Origin of the sequence: Pseudomonas sp. UBA6310, from assembly GCF_002438225.1 — a bacterium.
GTDB lineage: Bacteria > Pseudomonadota > Gammaproteobacteria > Pseudomonadales > Pseudomonadaceae > Pseudomonas_O > Pseudomonas_O kuykendallii.
In genome coordinates this window covers 18101-33350 of record NZ_DJTK01000001.1, presented here as the reverse complement: position 1 = coordinate 33350, position 15250 = coordinate 18101, and the positions used below count along the sequence as shown (strand labels likewise).

Annotated in this window: 17 protein-coding genes; 9 read left to right on the top strand and 8 right to left on the bottom strand. The window is 66.5% G+C overall.

Translation table 11 applies throughout. The features are described 5' to 3' along the window. From B3E91_RS00145 to B3E91_RS00135, 3 genes are all read right to left on the bottom strand, one after another. Positions 1-518 (bottom strand): DEAD/DEAH box helicase (locus B3E91_RS00145; protein ID WP_287027846.1); only part of this gene is annotated, 518 nt, incomplete at its 3' end. A 109-nt stretch (positions 519-627) separates the two neighbouring features. After that, positions 628-1566 (bottom strand): GGDEF domain-containing protein, encoded by a 939-nt coding sequence (locus B3E91_RS00140; protein WP_287027844.1) that lies wholly within the window; start codon positions 1564-1566, stop codon positions 628-630. Positions 1567-1767: 201 nt separating this feature from the next. Then, positions 1768-2427, bottom strand: a complete 660-nt coding sequence (locus B3E91_RS00135) for an alpha/beta hydrolase (protein WP_273232072.1) — start codon at positions 2425-2427, stop codon at positions 1768-1770. A gap of 442 nt (positions 2428-2869) precedes the next feature. Here B3E91_RS00135 and B3E91_RS00130 point away from each other — a divergent pair, with 442 nt between their 5' ends. The 4 genes from B3E91_RS00130 to B3E91_RS00115 all read left to right on the top strand — a co-directional run bounded on the left by B3E91_RS00130 (position 2870) and on the right by B3E91_RS00115 (position 7058). After that, the gene (locus B3E91_RS00130; RefSeq protein ID WP_273232074.1) at positions 2870-3898 is read left to right on the top strand and encodes an amino acid ABC transporter substrate-binding protein; all 1029 of its coding nucleotides are present in this window, start codon (positions 2870-2872) and stop codon (positions 3896-3898) included. Positions 3899-3995: 97 nt separating this feature from the next. Then, positions 3996-5180 (top strand): amino acid ABC transporter permease, encoded by a 1185-nt coding sequence (locus B3E91_RS00125; RefSeq protein WP_287027843.1) that lies wholly within the window; start codon positions 3996-3998, stop codon positions 5178-5180. A gap of 9 nt (positions 5181-5189) precedes the next feature. Next, positions 5190-6287: an amino acid ABC transporter permease gene (locus tag B3E91_RS00120; protein WP_287027842.1), complete on the top strand. Its 1098-nt coding sequence runs from the start codon at positions 5190-5192 to the stop codon at positions 6285-6287. Positions 6288-6296: 9 nt separating this feature from the next. Continuing rightward, complete coding sequence (locus B3E91_RS00115) at positions 6297-7058, top strand: amino acid ABC transporter ATP-binding protein (RefSeq protein ID WP_090226996.1); 762 nt, start codon at positions 6297-6299, stop codon at positions 7056-7058. A 58-nt stretch (positions 7059-7116) separates the two neighbouring features. Here the strand turns inward: B3E91_RS00115 and B3E91_RS00110 are convergent, their stop codons facing one another. Next, a complete protein-coding gene (locus B3E91_RS00110; RefSeq protein ID WP_287027841.1) occupies positions 7117-8082 on the bottom strand; it encodes a GlxA family transcriptional regulator in 966 nt (321 codons plus the stop codon). Between the two features lie 117 nt (positions 8083-8199). Here B3E91_RS00110 and B3E91_RS00105 point away from each other — a divergent pair, with 117 nt between their 5' ends. The 5 genes from B3E91_RS00105 (at position 8200) to B3E91_RS00085 (ending at position 12552) form a co-directional block, all read left to right on the top strand. Beyond that, positions 8200-8673: a nuclear transport factor 2 family protein gene (locus B3E91_RS00105; protein ID WP_287027840.1), complete on the top strand. Its 474-nt coding sequence runs from the start codon at positions 8200-8202 to the stop codon at positions 8671-8673. A gap of 67 nt (positions 8674-8740) precedes the next feature. Next, positions 8741-9484, top strand: coding sequence for a ribonuclease T2 family protein (locus B3E91_RS00100; RefSeq protein ID WP_273232084.1), 744 nt, complete (start codon positions 8741-8743; stop codon positions 9482-9484). A gap of 484 nt (positions 9485-9968) precedes the next feature. Further along, positions 9969-11252, top strand: a complete 1284-nt coding sequence (locus B3E91_RS00095) for a CynX/NimT family MFS transporter (RefSeq protein ID WP_287027839.1) — start codon at positions 9969-9971, stop codon at positions 11250-11252. Next, entirely contained in the window at positions 11249-11554 is a 306-nt protein-coding gene (locus B3E91_RS00090; RefSeq protein WP_287027838.1) for a GIY-YIG nuclease family protein, read from the top strand. The genes B3E91_RS00095 and B3E91_RS00090 overlap by 4 nt, the downstream gene beginning before the upstream one ends. Before the next feature lie 65 nt (positions 11555-11619). Then, on the top strand, positions 11620-12552 hold the full coding sequence (locus B3E91_RS00085; RefSeq protein ID WP_287027837.1) for a glutathione S-transferase family protein: 933 nt from the start codon (positions 11620-11622) through the stop codon (positions 12550-12552). 10 nt (positions 12553-12562) lie between these two features. Here the strand turns inward: B3E91_RS00085 and B3E91_RS00080 are convergent, their stop codons facing one another. The 4 genes from B3E91_RS00080 to B3E91_RS00065 are packed head-to-tail and all read right to left on the bottom strand — an operon-like array spanning position 12563 to position 15202. Further along, the gene (locus B3E91_RS00080; protein WP_287027836.1) at positions 12563-12892 is read right to left on the bottom strand and encodes a glutaredoxin family protein; all 330 of its coding nucleotides are present in this window, start codon (positions 12890-12892) and stop codon (positions 12563-12565) included. Between the two features lie 2 nt (positions 12893-12894). Beyond that, entirely contained in the window at positions 12895-13902 is a 1008-nt protein-coding gene (gene yejK / locus B3E91_RS00075; RefSeq protein WP_287027835.1) for a nucleoid-associated protein YejK, read from the bottom strand. Positions 13903-13961: 59 nt separating this feature from the next. Beyond that, positions 13962-14516, bottom strand: coding sequence for a shikimate kinase (locus B3E91_RS00070; protein ID WP_287027834.1), 555 nt, complete (start codon positions 14514-14516; stop codon positions 13962-13964). Beyond that, a complete protein-coding gene (locus tag B3E91_RS00065; protein WP_287027833.1) occupies positions 14513-15202 on the bottom strand; it encodes an HAD family hydrolase in 690 nt (229 codons plus the stop codon). The genes B3E91_RS00070 and B3E91_RS00065 overlap by 4 nt, the downstream gene beginning before the upstream one ends. Between the last annotated feature and the right edge of the window lie 48 nt (positions 15203-15250).

Below are 15250 nucleotides of genomic sequence, written 5' to 3'. Positions count from 1 at the left end.
GGCTCGCCCATGTAGCGTTCCTGGGGCGGCGGGGTCTGCAGCAGCTGGGTGATGATCGAAATGAGGAAGGCGGCGGTCTTGCCGGTGCCGGTCTGGGCACGGCCGATGGCGTCCTGGCCCTTGAGGGTGAAACCGAGCACCTGCGCCTGGATCGGCGTGCAGTAGGGAAAGCCGAGGTCGTGGATGGCGTGCATCAGGCGCGGATCGAGCTTGAAGTCGTGGAAGCGGGTCTTGCCTTCGGCCGGCTCGACCTGGAAATCGGCGAGGGTCCAGTTGTCCGCCACCGGTGCCTTGGCGCTGCGCTCGCGGCGCGGGCGAGACGGTTTGCGCTCGGAGGTCTTCTCGGCCTCGGCGGCCGGGCGGCTCTGTGCGCTTTCGCGCTCGGCGGCAGGCTTGTTCTGGGAGGAGGGCAGGCCACGATCGGCGCGGGAAGGGGAGGCGATTGGGCTGGATACGCCGCCAGTGACGGACTCTTCGGCTTTGCCGAACATTTTCTTGAGTGCTTTGAGCACGATGATCTCGTCAGTTTGGTTATGGAATGAACGCCTGGCAGTGTAAAGCAAGAAGCCCACAGGGCGAAGCGCCGCGGAGGGCGGGCTCCGGGACAGGGGAACGGCGGGAGCGCGGTCAGCCGCAGAGGCGGTTGCGGCCCTGCTGCTTGGCCTGGTAGAGCGCGGCGTCGGCGCGGGAGATGAGGCTTTTCAGGGTGTCGCCGGGCTCCATCTGGCCGAGTCCGATGGACACGGTGACGCCGGGCAGCACGCCGACGGGGGAATAGAAGGTGTTGATCTGCTCGAGGCTCTGGCGCAGGCGTTCGCCGATCCCGCGGGCTTCGTCGCGGCTCATTTCGGGGAGCAGGATGACGAACTCCTCGCCGCCGAAACGCACCATGCTGTCCTTGGGCCGCAACTGGTTGCGCAGGGTGTGGGACACCAGGCAGAGGGCGTAGTCGCCCGCCAGGTGGCCGAACTTGTCGTTGTAGGCCTTGAAGTGATCGACATCGAGCATGAGCATGCAGAGGTCCTGATCGTTGAAGGCACAGCGCGTGCTTTCGCGCTCGTAGACGTGTTCAAGCCAGCGCCGGTTGAACAGCCCGGTGAGGGTGTCGACGTTGGCGTTCTGCTCGGTGTCGAGAATGATGCTGTTGCCGCGGCGAACCCTGCCACAGAGCGTTTCCAGCAGTTTCTCCATGGCTTGCGGCGAGTGGGAGATCAGCCCGAACAGCGCCTGGCGCGGCAGGCGCAGCAAGCGGCACCTGCACTCGGCGACGATGTAGGCGGAGGGCGGCTGGCGGTCGATCACGCTTATTTCGCCGGCGCATTCGCCGGGAAGCAGGCTGATCACCGACTGGTTGTCCAGCGAGCCGAGGTAGAGCTTCAGTTGACCCTCAAGGATCAGATAAAGGTGGGCGTTGGGGTTGAACGGCGAGAGCAGGATCTCGCCGGTATCCAGTTCGCAGAGTTCGAGGTCGCCGCTTACCGACTGCAGCACCTCGTCGCTGACGTTCTCCAGCAGTTCCAGTTGGCGCAGCTTTGGCAGGTCGAGCTGCCACGGCATCGTTTTCATGCCAGGCATCCGGTGGGGTGGTTGGCGAGGGCGGGCGCTGCGGGCATTGCAAGCTTCCTGTCGTTTGGCGAGCGTCGGGAAATGGACAGTATTCCAGGGGCAAAGTGCCAGTAACGAATCTGAATATAGCCGCCCGGTTCGGGAGCGCCGAGCCGGCCTGTGCCCCGCCCGTTTCGACTGCTCAGTGAAAGCCCGCGACGCTCACTTCAGACGTTCCTCCAGCCAGGTGGCGATGTCCATGATTTCTTCGGGCACCACCGCGTGGGCCATCGGGTAGTCCTTCCACTGCACCGGAATGCCGCGCGCGGCGAGGAAGTCGTGGGCGGCGCGACCCAGGGCAGGCGGCACCACATCGTCGTGGCGTCCGTGCAGGCAGAGCACCGGCAGGTTCTGCTGCGTCTCGTTGAACTCCAGTGCGTCGCTGAACGTGGGCGCGTAGGTCGACAGCGCCAGCACGCCCCCCAGCGGACCGGCCCAGCGCAGGAAGGCCGTGTGCTGCACCACGGCACCGCCCTGGGAGAAGCCGGCGAGGACGATGCGCCGCGGGTCGATGCCGTCATCGCGCTGTGCCTCGATCAGGTCGATCACGCGTTGCGCCGAGCGCTCCATCTGGTCGCGATCGATGGCCCGCGATTCGCCGCTGATGGCGAGGATGTCGTACCAGCTGGGCATCGCGTAGCCGTTGTTGATGGTCACCGGCTGAGTCGGCGCCTGTGGCAGCACGAAGCGCAGGGTGTCCATGCGCTGCTGTAGTGCAAGCGCGACTGGCTCGAAGTCGTAGCGGTCCGCGCCCAGTCCATGCAACCAGATTACGCACGCGTCGGCCTGATGTGTGGGGTTAAGAATCAATGCTTCGCTCATGTATGCTCCAATTTGGTGCTATGGCACGTTTTTAGTGCCTTGGTCGTTGCGGGCGCAGGCTATTCCGGAAAGAAGATGTCGCACCGCTGGAAGTTTTGGTATTGACCCAATTTTATCGAGCTTTTCCAATGGGTTGGTACGCACTTTGCTATCAAGTTCGCAGCGACTGTAACGGTAACAACTGTACCGCAACGTCGTCGCCAACCCACGTAGAACAGGTTTCCCGTCATGCCGCGTGCCGCAAGGCGCTACGCTTGGCTCGTTACGTCTCCCGCCCGCTTTGATCAGCAGGCAACCCCTGGATGAGCGCCGGCAGGATCGCCCGCCGCATCGTCCGGGCCCAGGTCCGCAACCGGCCGTCCTGCTCGTCAGGGCGGTAAGCCCCACAAGGGTGCGGTGAGCGACCGAGACTCCGACACAACAAAGGCAATTGGAGGTTTTGATGAAGATGGTGAAATCCACTCTCGCTGTGCTCACCACGGCAGCGGTACTCGGTGTTAGCAGCTTCGCGCAAGCCGGCGCTACCCTCGATGCGGTACAGAAGAAAGGCTTCGTCCAGTGCGGTATCAGCGACGGTCTGCCGGGCTTCTCCTATGCCGACGCCAAAGGCCAGTACAAAGGGATCGACGTGGATGTCTGCCGCGCGGTCGCCGCTGCCGTTTTCGGTGATGCGAGCAAGGTCAAGTTCAGCCCGCTGACCGCCAAGGAGCGCTTCACCGCGCTGCAGTCCGGGGAAGTCGACGTACTCTCGCGCAACACCACCTGGACCAGCTCGCGCGATGCCGCGATGGGCCTGAACTTCACCGGCGTGACCTACTACGACGGCCAGGGCTTCCTGGTGAACAAGAAGCTCGGCGTTTCCAGTGCCAAGGAACTCGACGGCGCTACCGTCTGCATCCAGGCCGGTACCACCACCGAGCTGAACCTGTCGGACTACTTCCGCGCCAACAACCTGAAATACACCCCCATCACCTACGACACCTCCGACGAGAGCGCCAAGTCGGTCGAGTCCGGCCGTTGCGACGTGCTGACCTCCGACCAGTCGCAGCTCTACGCACAGCGCATCAAGCTGGCCGCGCCGGACGACTACGTCGTTCTGCCGGAAGTCATCTCCAAGGAGCCGCTCGGCCCGTCCGTTCGTCAGGGTGACGAGGAATGGTTCGACATCGTTCGCTGGACCCTCTTCGCGATGGTCAACGCCGAGGAACTGGGCATCACTTCGAAGAACGTCGAAGAGACCGCCAAGTCCACCAAGAACCCCGACATCGCCCGCCTGCTGGGCACCGAAGGCGAGTTCGGCAAGGACCTGAAACTGCCGAAGGACTGGGTCGTCAAGATCGTCAAGGAAGTCGGCAACTACGGTGAAGTCTTCGATCGCAACGTCGGTGCCGGCAGCGAGCTGAAGATCGAGCGTGGCCTCAACGCCCTGTGGAACAAAGGTGGTCTGCAATACGCACCGCCGGTGCGCTGACCGTCGCCCCAGCCCGCCTCGTGCGGGCTGGTTCGTTCTGACCAGATGAAGACTGACGCCCACACCTCGTGGGCGTTGGACTTCAAAGAGGGCTCCTATGCAAAACACAGCACAAGCCCCGCGCCAGCGTGGATCGGTCTGGACCGATCCTCAGGTACGTGCGTGGGTTTTCCAGATACTCGCCGTTATTCTCGTGGTCAGCTTCGGCTGGTACCTGTTCGATAACGCGCAGACCAACCTGGAACACCGCGGTATCACTTCCGGTTTCGGGTTCCTCGGCAACAGCGCCGGGTTCGGCATTTCCCAGCACCTGATCGACTACACCGAGGCCGATACCTATGGCCGGGTGTTCTTCGTCGGCCTGCTCAATACATTGCTGGTGTCGGTGGTCGGTATCGTCCTCGCCACCTTGCTCGGCTTCATCCTCGGCGTTGCACGGCTGTCGCCCAACTGGCTGATCCGCAAGCTCGCCACGGTCTACATCGAGACCTTCCGCAACATCCCGCCGCTGCTGCAGATCTTCTTCTGGTACTTCGCCGTCCTCGGCCCGCTGCCGAATCCGCGCCAGAGCCTCAACTTCGGCGACCTGTTCTTCGTCAACAACCGTGGCCTGCAGATGCCGTCGCCGGTGCCCGCCGAGGCCTTCTGGCCGTTCGCCCTGTCGGTGCTGGTGGCGCTGGTCGGCATCGTCGCCCTGTGGCGCTGGGCCAAGGCCCGTCGCCATGCGACCGGCCAGCGGTTCCCCGTGGCGCTGACCAGCCTGGCGCTGATCGTCGTACTGCCGGGCCTGACCATGCTGGTCGCCGGTACGCCGCTGCACTGGGAAGTGCCGGTGCTGCAGGGTTTCAACTTCCGCGGCGGCTGGGTGATGATCCCCGAGCTGGTGTCCATCGTCCTCGCCCTGTCGATCTACACCGCGGCGTTCATCGGTGAAACCGTGCGCGCCGGCATCCAGTCGGTCAGCCACGGGCAGACCGAGGCGGCCAGCTCGCTGGGCCTTCGTCCGGGGCAACTGCTGCGCCTGGTGATCATCCCGCAGGCCATGCGCGTGATCATCCCGCCGCTCACCAGCCAGTACCTCAACCTGGCGAAGAACTCCTCGCTGGCGGCCGGTATCGGCTACCCGGACATGGTCTCGCTGTTCTCCGGCACGGTGCTCAACCAGACCGGTCAGGCGATCGAAACCATGGCCATCACCATGAGCGTCTACCTGGCCATCAGCATCAGCATTTCGCTGCTGATGAACTGGTACAACAAGCGCATCGCGCTGATCGAGCGGTAAGGGGCTGCCATGACCACACATACCTTCAAGCCCGACATGCCGCCACCGGCGCTCACCTTCGGGCCGATCGCCTGGATGCGGGCCAACCTGTTCTCCGGCGTGTTCAACACCATCCTCACCCTGATCGGTATCTACCTGATCTGGCTGATCGTTCCGCCGCTGCTGGAATGGGCGATCTTCAAGGCCGACTGGGTCGGCACCACGCGCGCCGATTGCAGCCGCGAAGGCGCCTGCTGGGTCTTCATCAGCGACCGCTTCGGGCAGTTCATGTATGGCTTCTACCCGGCCGAACTGCGCTGGCGTGTCGACCTGACAGTGATCCTGGCGATCGTCGGTGCCGCGCCGCTGTTCTTCAAGCGCTTCGCCCCCAAGGCGAAATACGGCATCGCCTTCCTGGTGATCTACCCGGTCCTCGCCTACTGGCTGCTGCACGGCGGCTTCCTCGGCCTGGAGCAGGTCCCCACGTCGCAGTGGGGCGGCCTGATGCTGACCGTGGTGATCGCCGCCGTCGGCATCGCCGGCGCCTTGCCGCTGGGTATCCTGCTGGCGCTGGGGCGGCGCTCCAACATGCCGGCGATCAAGGTGCTCAGCGTTACCTTCATCGAGTTCTGGCGCGGCGTTCCGTTGATCACCGTGCTGTTCATGTCCTCGGTGATGCTGCCGCTGTTCCTGCCCGAAGGGCTGAGCCTGGACAAGCTGCTGCGCGCAATGGTGATGGTGATCTTCTTCGAGGCCGCCTACATCGCCGAAGTGGTACGCGGCGGCATGCAGGCGATTCCCAAGGGACAGTACGAGGCCGCGGCCGCCATGGGGCTCGGCTATTGGCGGACCATGAGCCTGGTGATCCTGCCGCAGGCGCTGAAACTTGTGATCCCCGGGATCGTCAACACCTTCATCGCGCTGTTCAAGGACACCAGCCTGGTGATCATCATCGGCCTGTTCGACTTCCTCAACAGCATCAAGCGCGCCACGGCCGACCCGGCGTGGCTGGGGATGTCCACCGAGGGCTACGTGTTCGCCGCCCTGGTCTACTGGATTTTCTGTTTCGGCATGTCGCGCTACTCCATGCACCTGGAGAACAAGCTCAACACCGGCCACAAGCGTTAGGAGCCCCTGATGAACCAACCCAACCTGCAAACCAATGCCGAGCCGATCATCCAACTGCAAGGCGTGAACAAGTGGTACGGCCAGTTCCATGTGCTGAAGGACATCAACCTCAATGTGCAGCAGGGCGAGCGCATCGTCCTCTGCGGGCCTTCCGGTTCCGGCAAGTCGACCACCATCCGCTGCATCAACCGGCTGGAAGAACACCAGCAGGGCAGCATCATCGTCGACGGCATCGAGCTGACCAACGACCTCAAGCAGATCGAGACGATCCGCAGCGAAGTCGGCATGGTGTTCCAGCACTTCAACCTGTTCCCGCACCTCACCGTGCTGCAGAACTGCACCCTGGCACCGATGTGGGTGCGCAAGATGCCGAAGAAGGAAGCCGAGGAAATCGCGATGCACTACCTGCAACGCGTGCGCATTCCCGAGCAGGCCAACAAGTTCCCCGGCCAGCTCTCCGGTGGCCAGCAACAGCGCGTGGCGATCGCCCGGGCGCTGTGCATGAAGCCGAAGATCATGCTGTTCGACGAGCCGACCTCGGCGCTCGATCCGGAGATGGTCAAGGAAGTGCTCGACACCATGATCGGTCTGGCCGAAGACGGCATGACCATGCTCTGCGTGACCCACGAAATGGGCTTCGCCCGCACCGTGGCGAACCGGGTGATCTTCATGGACAAGGGCGAGATCGTCGAGCAGGCCGAGCCGAACACCTTCTTCGACAATCCGCAGAACGAACGTACCCGGCTGTTCCTCGGGCAGATCCTGCATTGAGGATTCGCCGGCAAAAAAAGGGAGCCTTCGGGCTCCCTTTTTTATGTTCGTGACGCGCTCAGTGCGTGGCGGGCCGCTGCTCGCTCAGGCGGCGGCGGAAGGCGCCGGGCGTTTCGCCGCAGAGCTGCTTGAAACGCTTGGCGAAGGTCGCGCGGTCCGCGTAGCCGACCTGCAGGGCCACCTGTTCCAGCGAGCGGGACGGGTTGCGCAGAGCCTCCTGGGCCACGCCGATACGCAGCCGCTGCAGGTAGTCGGCGGGCGTCAGCCCGGTGGCCTGGCGGAAGCGGCGCAGCAGCGTGCGTGGCGAACAGTGCGCCTGCTCGGCCAGGCGCTGGAGGTCGATAGGCTCGGCGTGATGCGCGCGTAGCCAGGCCAGCAGCGCGGTCATCGGCGTTTCGTGCGCGGCGGCGTCCGGCAGCAACGGAACGAAGCGCGACTGGTTGCCCCGCTCTCGGTCGACCACCAGGGCGCTGGCCAGGCGTTGTGCCAAGGCCTCGCCGCCGAACCGGGCGACCAGGTGCAGGCAGAGGTCGAGCCCGGCCTGCGCGCCGCCGGAGCAGAAGCGCGCGCCATCCTCGGTGAGCAGCCGGTCGATGCACAGCTCGACGGTGGGGAAGCGCTGGCGGAAGGCATCCTCCAGCGCCCAGTGAGTGGTCGCCCGGTGGCCGTCGAGCTGTCCCGCTTCCGCGAGCAAAAAGGCGCCGCTGCACAGGCTCGCCAGGCGCTGGGTTGGCGGCCGCCGGCGCAGCCAGTCGATCAGCGCCCCATTGCCGGCAAGCGCGGCCTTCACGTTGCTGCCGCTGGCCGGCAACACCACCAGATCGGCGGATTCGGCCAGACGCAGGTCGCCATCGACCTGGATCCGCATCAGGCCGAGATCCACCGGGCGGCCATCCACGCTGATCCGCGATACCTCGAATAGGCCGCCGCCGGCCAGGCGTTCGGCCAGGCGAAAGGCGTCGTCGGCCATGCTCAGGCTGGAGCAGACGGTGTGTGGGCAGACGATCAGGGCGACTCGGAACATGCGCGGCTCGGGGAAACAAGGTTGGCGATTTTTGACACAACGTTGTCGTTATCGTCAATCACGGCGGTGTGCGCAATCCGCCACACTGCATGGGTCGAAACATTTCGGAGTCCCTCCATGAGCCACCCCAACGCGCAGCTCATCACCCAGTTCTACCAGGCGTTCCAGCAGCGCGACGCGGAGGCCATGGCGGCCTGTTACGCGCCCGAGGTGCGTTTCTCCGACCCGGTGTTCACCGACCTGCGAGGGCCGGCCGCGGGTGACATGTGGCGGATGCTGTGCGCCCGCGCGCAGGATTTCAGCCTGACGTTCGACGGCGTCGAGGCCGACGCGCAGCAGGGCAGTGCTCGCTGGGTGGCGCACTACCTGTTCAGCCAGACCGGTCGCCGGGTGAGCAACCACATCCAGGCGCGCTTCCGCTTCGCCGACGGGCTGATCGTCGAGCATCGCGATCACTTCAGCCTCTGGCGCTGGTCCGCCCAGGCGCTGGGCGCGCGCGGTGCGCTGCTCGGCTGGGCGCCACCGGTGCAGGGTGCGATTCGCCGGCAAGCGGCCAAGGGACTGGCGGCCTATCGCGCCGGACGCGGCTGAGCGCCGGTCCGATCCTTGCGTGCAAGGTGTTCCACCAACCGGTCGCTCAGCGGAACAAGGACCGCCCATGTCACGTCGTTTCAGCGCTTTCGTTCTTGTCGCTCTGCTGGGTCCGCTCGCCAGCTTTTCCGCCTGGGCGCTGCAGCCCGGCCAACTGGGCGACTTCTCCGAATACACGTTCGCCATGAGCTGGCATCCGGGCTATTGCGCCGGGCAGAGGGGCGCCCCGGAGTGCGCCAGCCGGGGCGCTGGCCTGGCCTTGCACGGGCTCTGGGCGTCGCTGCCCGATCGGCTCAAGGCCGAGGGCATGGACACCCCGCAATGGTGGCGCGAAGGCTGCGATCATGTGACCGGCAAGGTGCCGGAAAAAAACTTCTGTGCGCTGGCGCCGGTGCCGCTGAGCAGTGACGTACGCGGGCGCCTCGAGCAGGTCATGCCGGGCACCCGGAGTTGTTTGGAACGCCACGAATACGTCAAGCACGCGGCCTGCTTCGGCTTCGATGAGGACGCCTTCTTCAGGAAGAACATCGAGCTGTTCGACATCGTCAACCAGTCGTCCTTCGGTGCACTGCTGGCTGCGCCTGAGCGCCGGGAGATCGATCGCAACGAGCTGATCCGGGCCTATGGCGATGCGTTCGGCACTCGCGATACCCGCTCGCTGAAGCTGGTCTGCGACGTCCACGACGGGCGCGCCTGGCTGAGCAGCGTGGAGATCGGCATCACCCGCGAGGGACTGAACGCCTTTCCCGCCGCTGCCAGCCTGACGCCGCTGCTGCGCGGCAACTGTCCGGCACGCATCCAGCTGCGTTAGCCGCCACGCCTGCGGACATCGCCTCGGTGCGCAGGGCGCACCCTACGGCGAGCGGCGCGAAAATCGACCTCGCCAGTAATCGGACCTCGTAGGGTGCGCCGCGCGCACCGCCAGGCTTCCGCACATTGCCTCGGTGCGCATGGCCCACCCTACGGCGAGCGGGACGAAAATCGACCTCGGCAGTAATCGGACCTCGTAGGGTGCGCCGCGCACACCGCGACACTCCCGCACATCGCCTCGGTGCGCATGGCGCCCTACGAGAGCGACGCGGATGCCGCTTTACCAGGGGGCGGCCGGACGCCGCCGCGCGCACCGCCGCGCGCGCGGACGCCGCATCTGTCACTCTGCCAGAGGTGCATGCGCCGTTGTGCCGCAATTCTTAGCCGGCTATCCTTTTCCGCCCTCCGCTGGGCGACGTTCGTCGTTCGCGGAGCACGATAAAGGACCGGCCAGGACCGGTCGCCCATTGCGAAGCGAGCCGCACATGCCTGATCACGATCGTCCGCTGCCCGACCGGCACGCGGGTTCCCCCGCGCCCCTCAACGATCTGCTGATCGACGCCGAAGCCGACGACGAGCCGGTATCCCGGCCGTCGCTGCTGCGCCATCCGCTGTTCCTGCTGTTCGGCCTGGTGCTGGTGGCGCTGAACCTGCGCCCGGCGCTGTCGAGCATTTCCCCGCTGCTGGGCGAAGTATCCGCCAGCCTGCACCTGTCCGCCGCCGCGGCCGGGCTGCTGACCACGTTGCCGGTGCTTTGCCTGGGCCTGTTCGCGCCGTTCGCGCCGCGCCTGGCCCGGCGTTTCGGTGCCGAGCGGGTGATCCTCGGCATCCTCCTGCTGCTCGCCCTCGGCATCGTCCTGCGCAGCCTGTTCGCGGTGCCGGGTCTGTTCGCCGGCAGCCTGCTGGCCGGCGCCAGCATCGGCATCATCGGCGTGCTGCTGCCGGGCATCGTCAAGCGCGACTTCCCGAAACAGGCCGGCAGCATGACGGGCGTCTACACCATGGCCCTGTGCCTCGGCGCGGCCACGGCGGCTGGCAGCACGGTGCCGCTACGCGATGCCTTCGGCAGCTGGAGCCTGGCGCTGGGCTTCTGGGCGCTGCCGCCGCTGCTGGCTGCGCTGGTCTGGCTGCCGCAGGCGCGGCGCGGGCACGCCGTGGCGCACGTCGCCTACCGTGTCAGCGGCTTGTGGCGCGACCCGCTGGCCTGGCAGGTCACCCTGTACATGGGCTTGCAGTCGTCGCTGGCCTATATCGTCTTCGGCTGGCTGCCGTCGATCCTCATCGACCGCGGGCTGACGCCGGTGCAGGCCGGGCTGATGCTGTCCGCCTCGGTGCTGGTACAGCTGATCACCGCGCTGAGCACGCCCTGGCTGGCCACCCGCGGCAAGGACCAGCGCCCGGCCGTGGTGGTGGTGATGGGCCTGACCCTCTGCGGGCTGCTCTGCTGCCTGTACGCGCCGCTGTCCGGCCTGTGGTTGTGGATCGTCATCCTCGGCCTGGGGCAGGGCGGCACCTTCAGCCTCGGCCTGGCGCTGATCGTGTTGCGCTCGCGCGATGCGCACGTGGCCGCCAGCCTGTCGGGCATGGCCCAGGGCGTCGGCTATACGCTGGCCGCCTTGGGACCGCTGGCCATGGGCCTGGTGCACGACTTCACCGGCAGCTGGTCGGCGTCGGGGATCATCTTCGTCGCCATCGCCCTGGTCGGCACGCTGTTCGGCCTGGGCGCCGGCCGCGCGCTCTACGTACGCGCAAGCGCCGAGCGGCTGTGAGCGAGCCCGCCGCGGCGCCAGCCGGCGAAGCCAAGCCGTGGTTCGTCTACCTGGTGCGCGCCGCCAACGGCGCGCTCTACTGCGGCATCAGCGACGACCCGCAGCGGCGCTTCGCCATGCATTGCAGTGGCAAGGGCGCGCGCTTCTTCCACTCCAGCCCGGCGCAGGCGCTGGTGTACGTGGAGGCCTGCCCCGGCAAGGGCGACGCGCTGCGCCGCGAGCGGGCGATCAAACGACTGAAGAAGGTCGCCAAGGAACAGCTGATCGCCATGCATGGCGCTGATGCCACGCCATCCGCCTGAGTGGCTGGGACGCGGGGAAGCCGGCGGGTAAGCTGGCTCCACGAACAACAACAGCGGAAGCCAGCATGCACGACCTCATCCTGCACCACTATCCAGCCTCGCCGTTCGCACACAAGAGCCGCCTGCTGCTCGGCTTCAAACAGCTGAGCTGGCGCTCGGTGAACATTCCACCGGTGATGCCCAAGCCCGATCTGCTGGCGCTCACCGGTGGCTACCGGAAGACGCCGGTGTTGCAGGTCGGTGCGGACATCTATTGCGACACCGCGTTGATCGCCCGCCGCCTGGAGGCGGAGAAGGCCGCCCCGACGCTGTTCCCGCAGGGCCAGGAGTTCACCGTCGCGGCCTTCGCCCAGTGGGCCGATTCGGTGGTGTTCCAGCACGCGGTGAGCCTGGTGTTCCAGCCTGAATCCATCGCCGTGCGTTTCGCCCGCCTGTCGCCGGAGGCGATCCAGGGCTTCCTTGCCGACCGCGCCGGGCTGTTCAGTGGCGGCTCGGCGTCGCGTCTGCCGGCCGAACTGGCACGCCACAACTGGCCGACGCTGATGACGCGCCTGCAACAGCAACTGGCGCAGGGCGGCGAGTTTCTCTTCGGCGACGCCTCCCTCGCCGATTTCGCCATGGCCCACCCGCTGTGGTTCCTCAAGGCCACGCCGGTCACCGCGCCGCTGGTGGACGCCTATCCCGAGGTCGTGCGCTGGCTGCAACGGGTGCTGGATTTCGGCCAGGGTTCGCCCAGCGAAATGAGCGCCGCCGAGGCCATCGAGGTCGCCCGCCAGGCCAACCCGGCGGCGTTGCCGCAGACCTCGATCGAGGAGCCGAACGGTTTCGCGCTGGGCCAGAGGGTGCTGATCGCGGCGACCGACTACGGCGTCGATCCGGTGGAAGGCGAGTTGCTCCACGCCGGTGCCGAAGAACTGATCCTGCGCCGCGAGGACGCGCGCGCCGGCGTGGTCCACGTGCACTTCCCGCGCGTCGGCTTCCGCATCGAGGCGCTCTGAGGCGCGCCGTTCAGTAGGCCGCGAGGATGCCCTGTGGGTCGTAGCCGTGGATCACCGTGCCCTTGACGTCGATCACCGGCACGCCGCGGCCGCCTAGCGCGTCGTAGGCGCGGCGGCCGTCGGCGGACTTCTCGATGTCGAGTTCGCGGTAGGGAATGCCGCGTTCGGCGAGGAAGGCGCGGGTCTTGGCGCAGTAACCGCACCAGGACGTCGCGTAGAGAATCACCTCGCCGGTGCGCGCCTGGCGGTGCACCGGCTGGCCGAGGCCGAGCAGCGGCTCGATGCGGTCCCACTGTTGCCAGGTGGCGAGCGCGGCGAGGATCAGCAGGATGCGTTTCATCGTCAGTCCTTGCGGCGTTTGAGCTGGTCCTTCAACTGGGTCGGCAGCTGGCGAATGATCAGCATGTCGCGGCCCTCGTCGTATTCGATCTTCGAGCCCAGCAGGTGCGCCTCGAAGCTGATCGACAACCCTTCGGCGCGCCCGGTGAAGCGCTGGAACTGGTTCAGCGTGCGCTTGTCCGGCGGAATCTCCGGCGACAGGCCGTAGTCGCGGTTGCGGATGTGGTCGTAGAACGCCTTTGGCCGGTCTTCGTCGATGACCCCGGAGAGTTCTTCCAGGGTCATCGGCTCGCCCAGCTTGGCCTGGGTGGTGGCGTAGCCGACCAGCGCGCTGGTCTTCTCCCGTGCCTGCTCTTCGGGCAGGTCCTCGCTCTCGACGAAATCGCTGAAGGCCTTGAGCAGGGTGCGCGTTTCGCTCGGCGCATCGACGCCTTCCTGGCAGCCGATGAAGTCGCGGAAGTAGTCCGAGACCTTCTTGCCGTTCTTGCCGCGGATGAAGGAGATGTACTGCTTGGACTGCTTGTTGTTCTGCCACTCGGAGATGTTGATGCGCGCCGCCAGGTGCAGTTGGCCGAGGTCGAGGTGCTTGGCCGGCGCCACGTCCAGCGCCTCGGTCACGGTGACCCCTTCGCTGTGGTGGAGCAGGGCGATCGCCAGGTAGTCGGTCATGCCCTGCTGGTAATGGGCGAAGAGCACGTGGCCGCCGGTGGAGAGGTTGGATTCCTCCATCAGCTTCTGCAGTTGTTCGACGGCCTGGCGGCTGAAGGCGGTGAAGTCCTGTTCCGCGTCGAGGTACTGCTTCAGCCAGCCGCTGAACGGGTAGGCGCCGGATTCCTCGTGGAACAGCCCCCAGGCCTTGCCCTGCTTGGCGTTGTAGCTCTCGTTGAGGTCCGCCAGCAGGTTCTCGATGGCCTGCGACCCGTGCAGTTCGCTGTCGCGTGCGTGCAGCACGGCGGGCGTGCCGTCGGGTTTCTTGTCGATCAGGTGGACGATGGCGTGGCGGATCGGCATGGCGGTCTCGTGGCGAACGGGAAAGACGCGCAGTTTACCCGAGGCACGCGCTGGCGGCGTCAGTGCAGTGAGAGCAGGAAGGTCTCGACGGCCGCGGGGCTGCGCAGGCGCACCCGCTGGACATGGGCGAGGCGAGGGTCGGCGAAAACCTCGGTGTAGCGCCGCCGGTTGCTGCGATAGTTCTTCAGCGTCCACAGCAGGATCGAGTTCCGGCTGAGAATCGCGCGCCGCAACGTCTCCCGGTTGCCGGTGCCGGGCCACAGTTCTTCGCCGCTGAAGGCGCGTCGAAAGGCGCGGCTGACGGCCTGGTGGAAGGTGCGAACGAACGAGTAGTCGATCCAGACGATCATCTGCACGTCCCGCCATTTCAGCGCGGCGGTGCGGTGGTAGTTGCCGTCGAGTACCCAGCCCGGCTGCGCCAGGGCGCGCTGCAGGCGGGCGAAGAAACTGGGGTCGTCGGACTCCTGCCAGCCGGAGCGCCAGAACAGCGCGTCCATCTCGATGCAGGGCAGGCCGAGCTGGCGGGCCAGGCGCTGCGCGACGGTGCTCTTGCCGCTGCCGCTGGTGCCGACCACGTTGATCCGCCGCGGCGCATCGCTGTGGGCGGGCGTCATACCGGGCGGGACGGTTCGCCGCGCAGCAGCTCGACCAGCGCCGGCAGCTCGCGCATGTCCCTGAGCAGCGCCTCGACGCCCAGTTCGCGCAGCACTTCGCCGTGCTCCGGCGGAATGTGGCTGGCGCCGAGGAAGCCGATCACGCGCATCCCGGCGGTCAGCGCAGCGGTGGCGCCGGTGGCGCTGTCCTCGACCACCAGGCAGCGCGACGGCGCGACGCCGGCACGCCTGGCCGCCAGCAGGTAGAGGTCCGGCGCCGGTTTGGGCCGCTCCACGTCCTCGGCGGCGAAGATCCCGGCACTGACGCGTTCGCGCAGGCCGGCGCGCTGCAGCGCGTGCTCGACGCTGGCCCGGCGGCTGTTGCTGACTACCGCCAGCGGCAGGTCGACGGCCAGCAGCGCGTCGCGCACGCCGGCGATTGGCGCGGCGTCCCGGAAGGTCGCGGCTTCGCTGCGCTGGCGCAGCTCGGTGTGGAAGCCATCCGGCAGCTCGACGCCGAAGTGCGCCTCGACGCGGGCGAGGATGTCGTGGCTCTGCAGGCCGAAAGTGCCGGCCAGGAGGATGTCCAGTTCCTGCAGCGGGAACCGCTCGCCGAGCACCTCGCGGCGCAGGCGTTCGACGATGATTTCGCTGTCGACGATCACGCCGTCGCAATCGCTGATCAGCAGGTCGATATAGGAATTCATGCGGCCTGGCCCTTGCTGGAAAGCCTGTCTTGATAACACAGGCCCGCG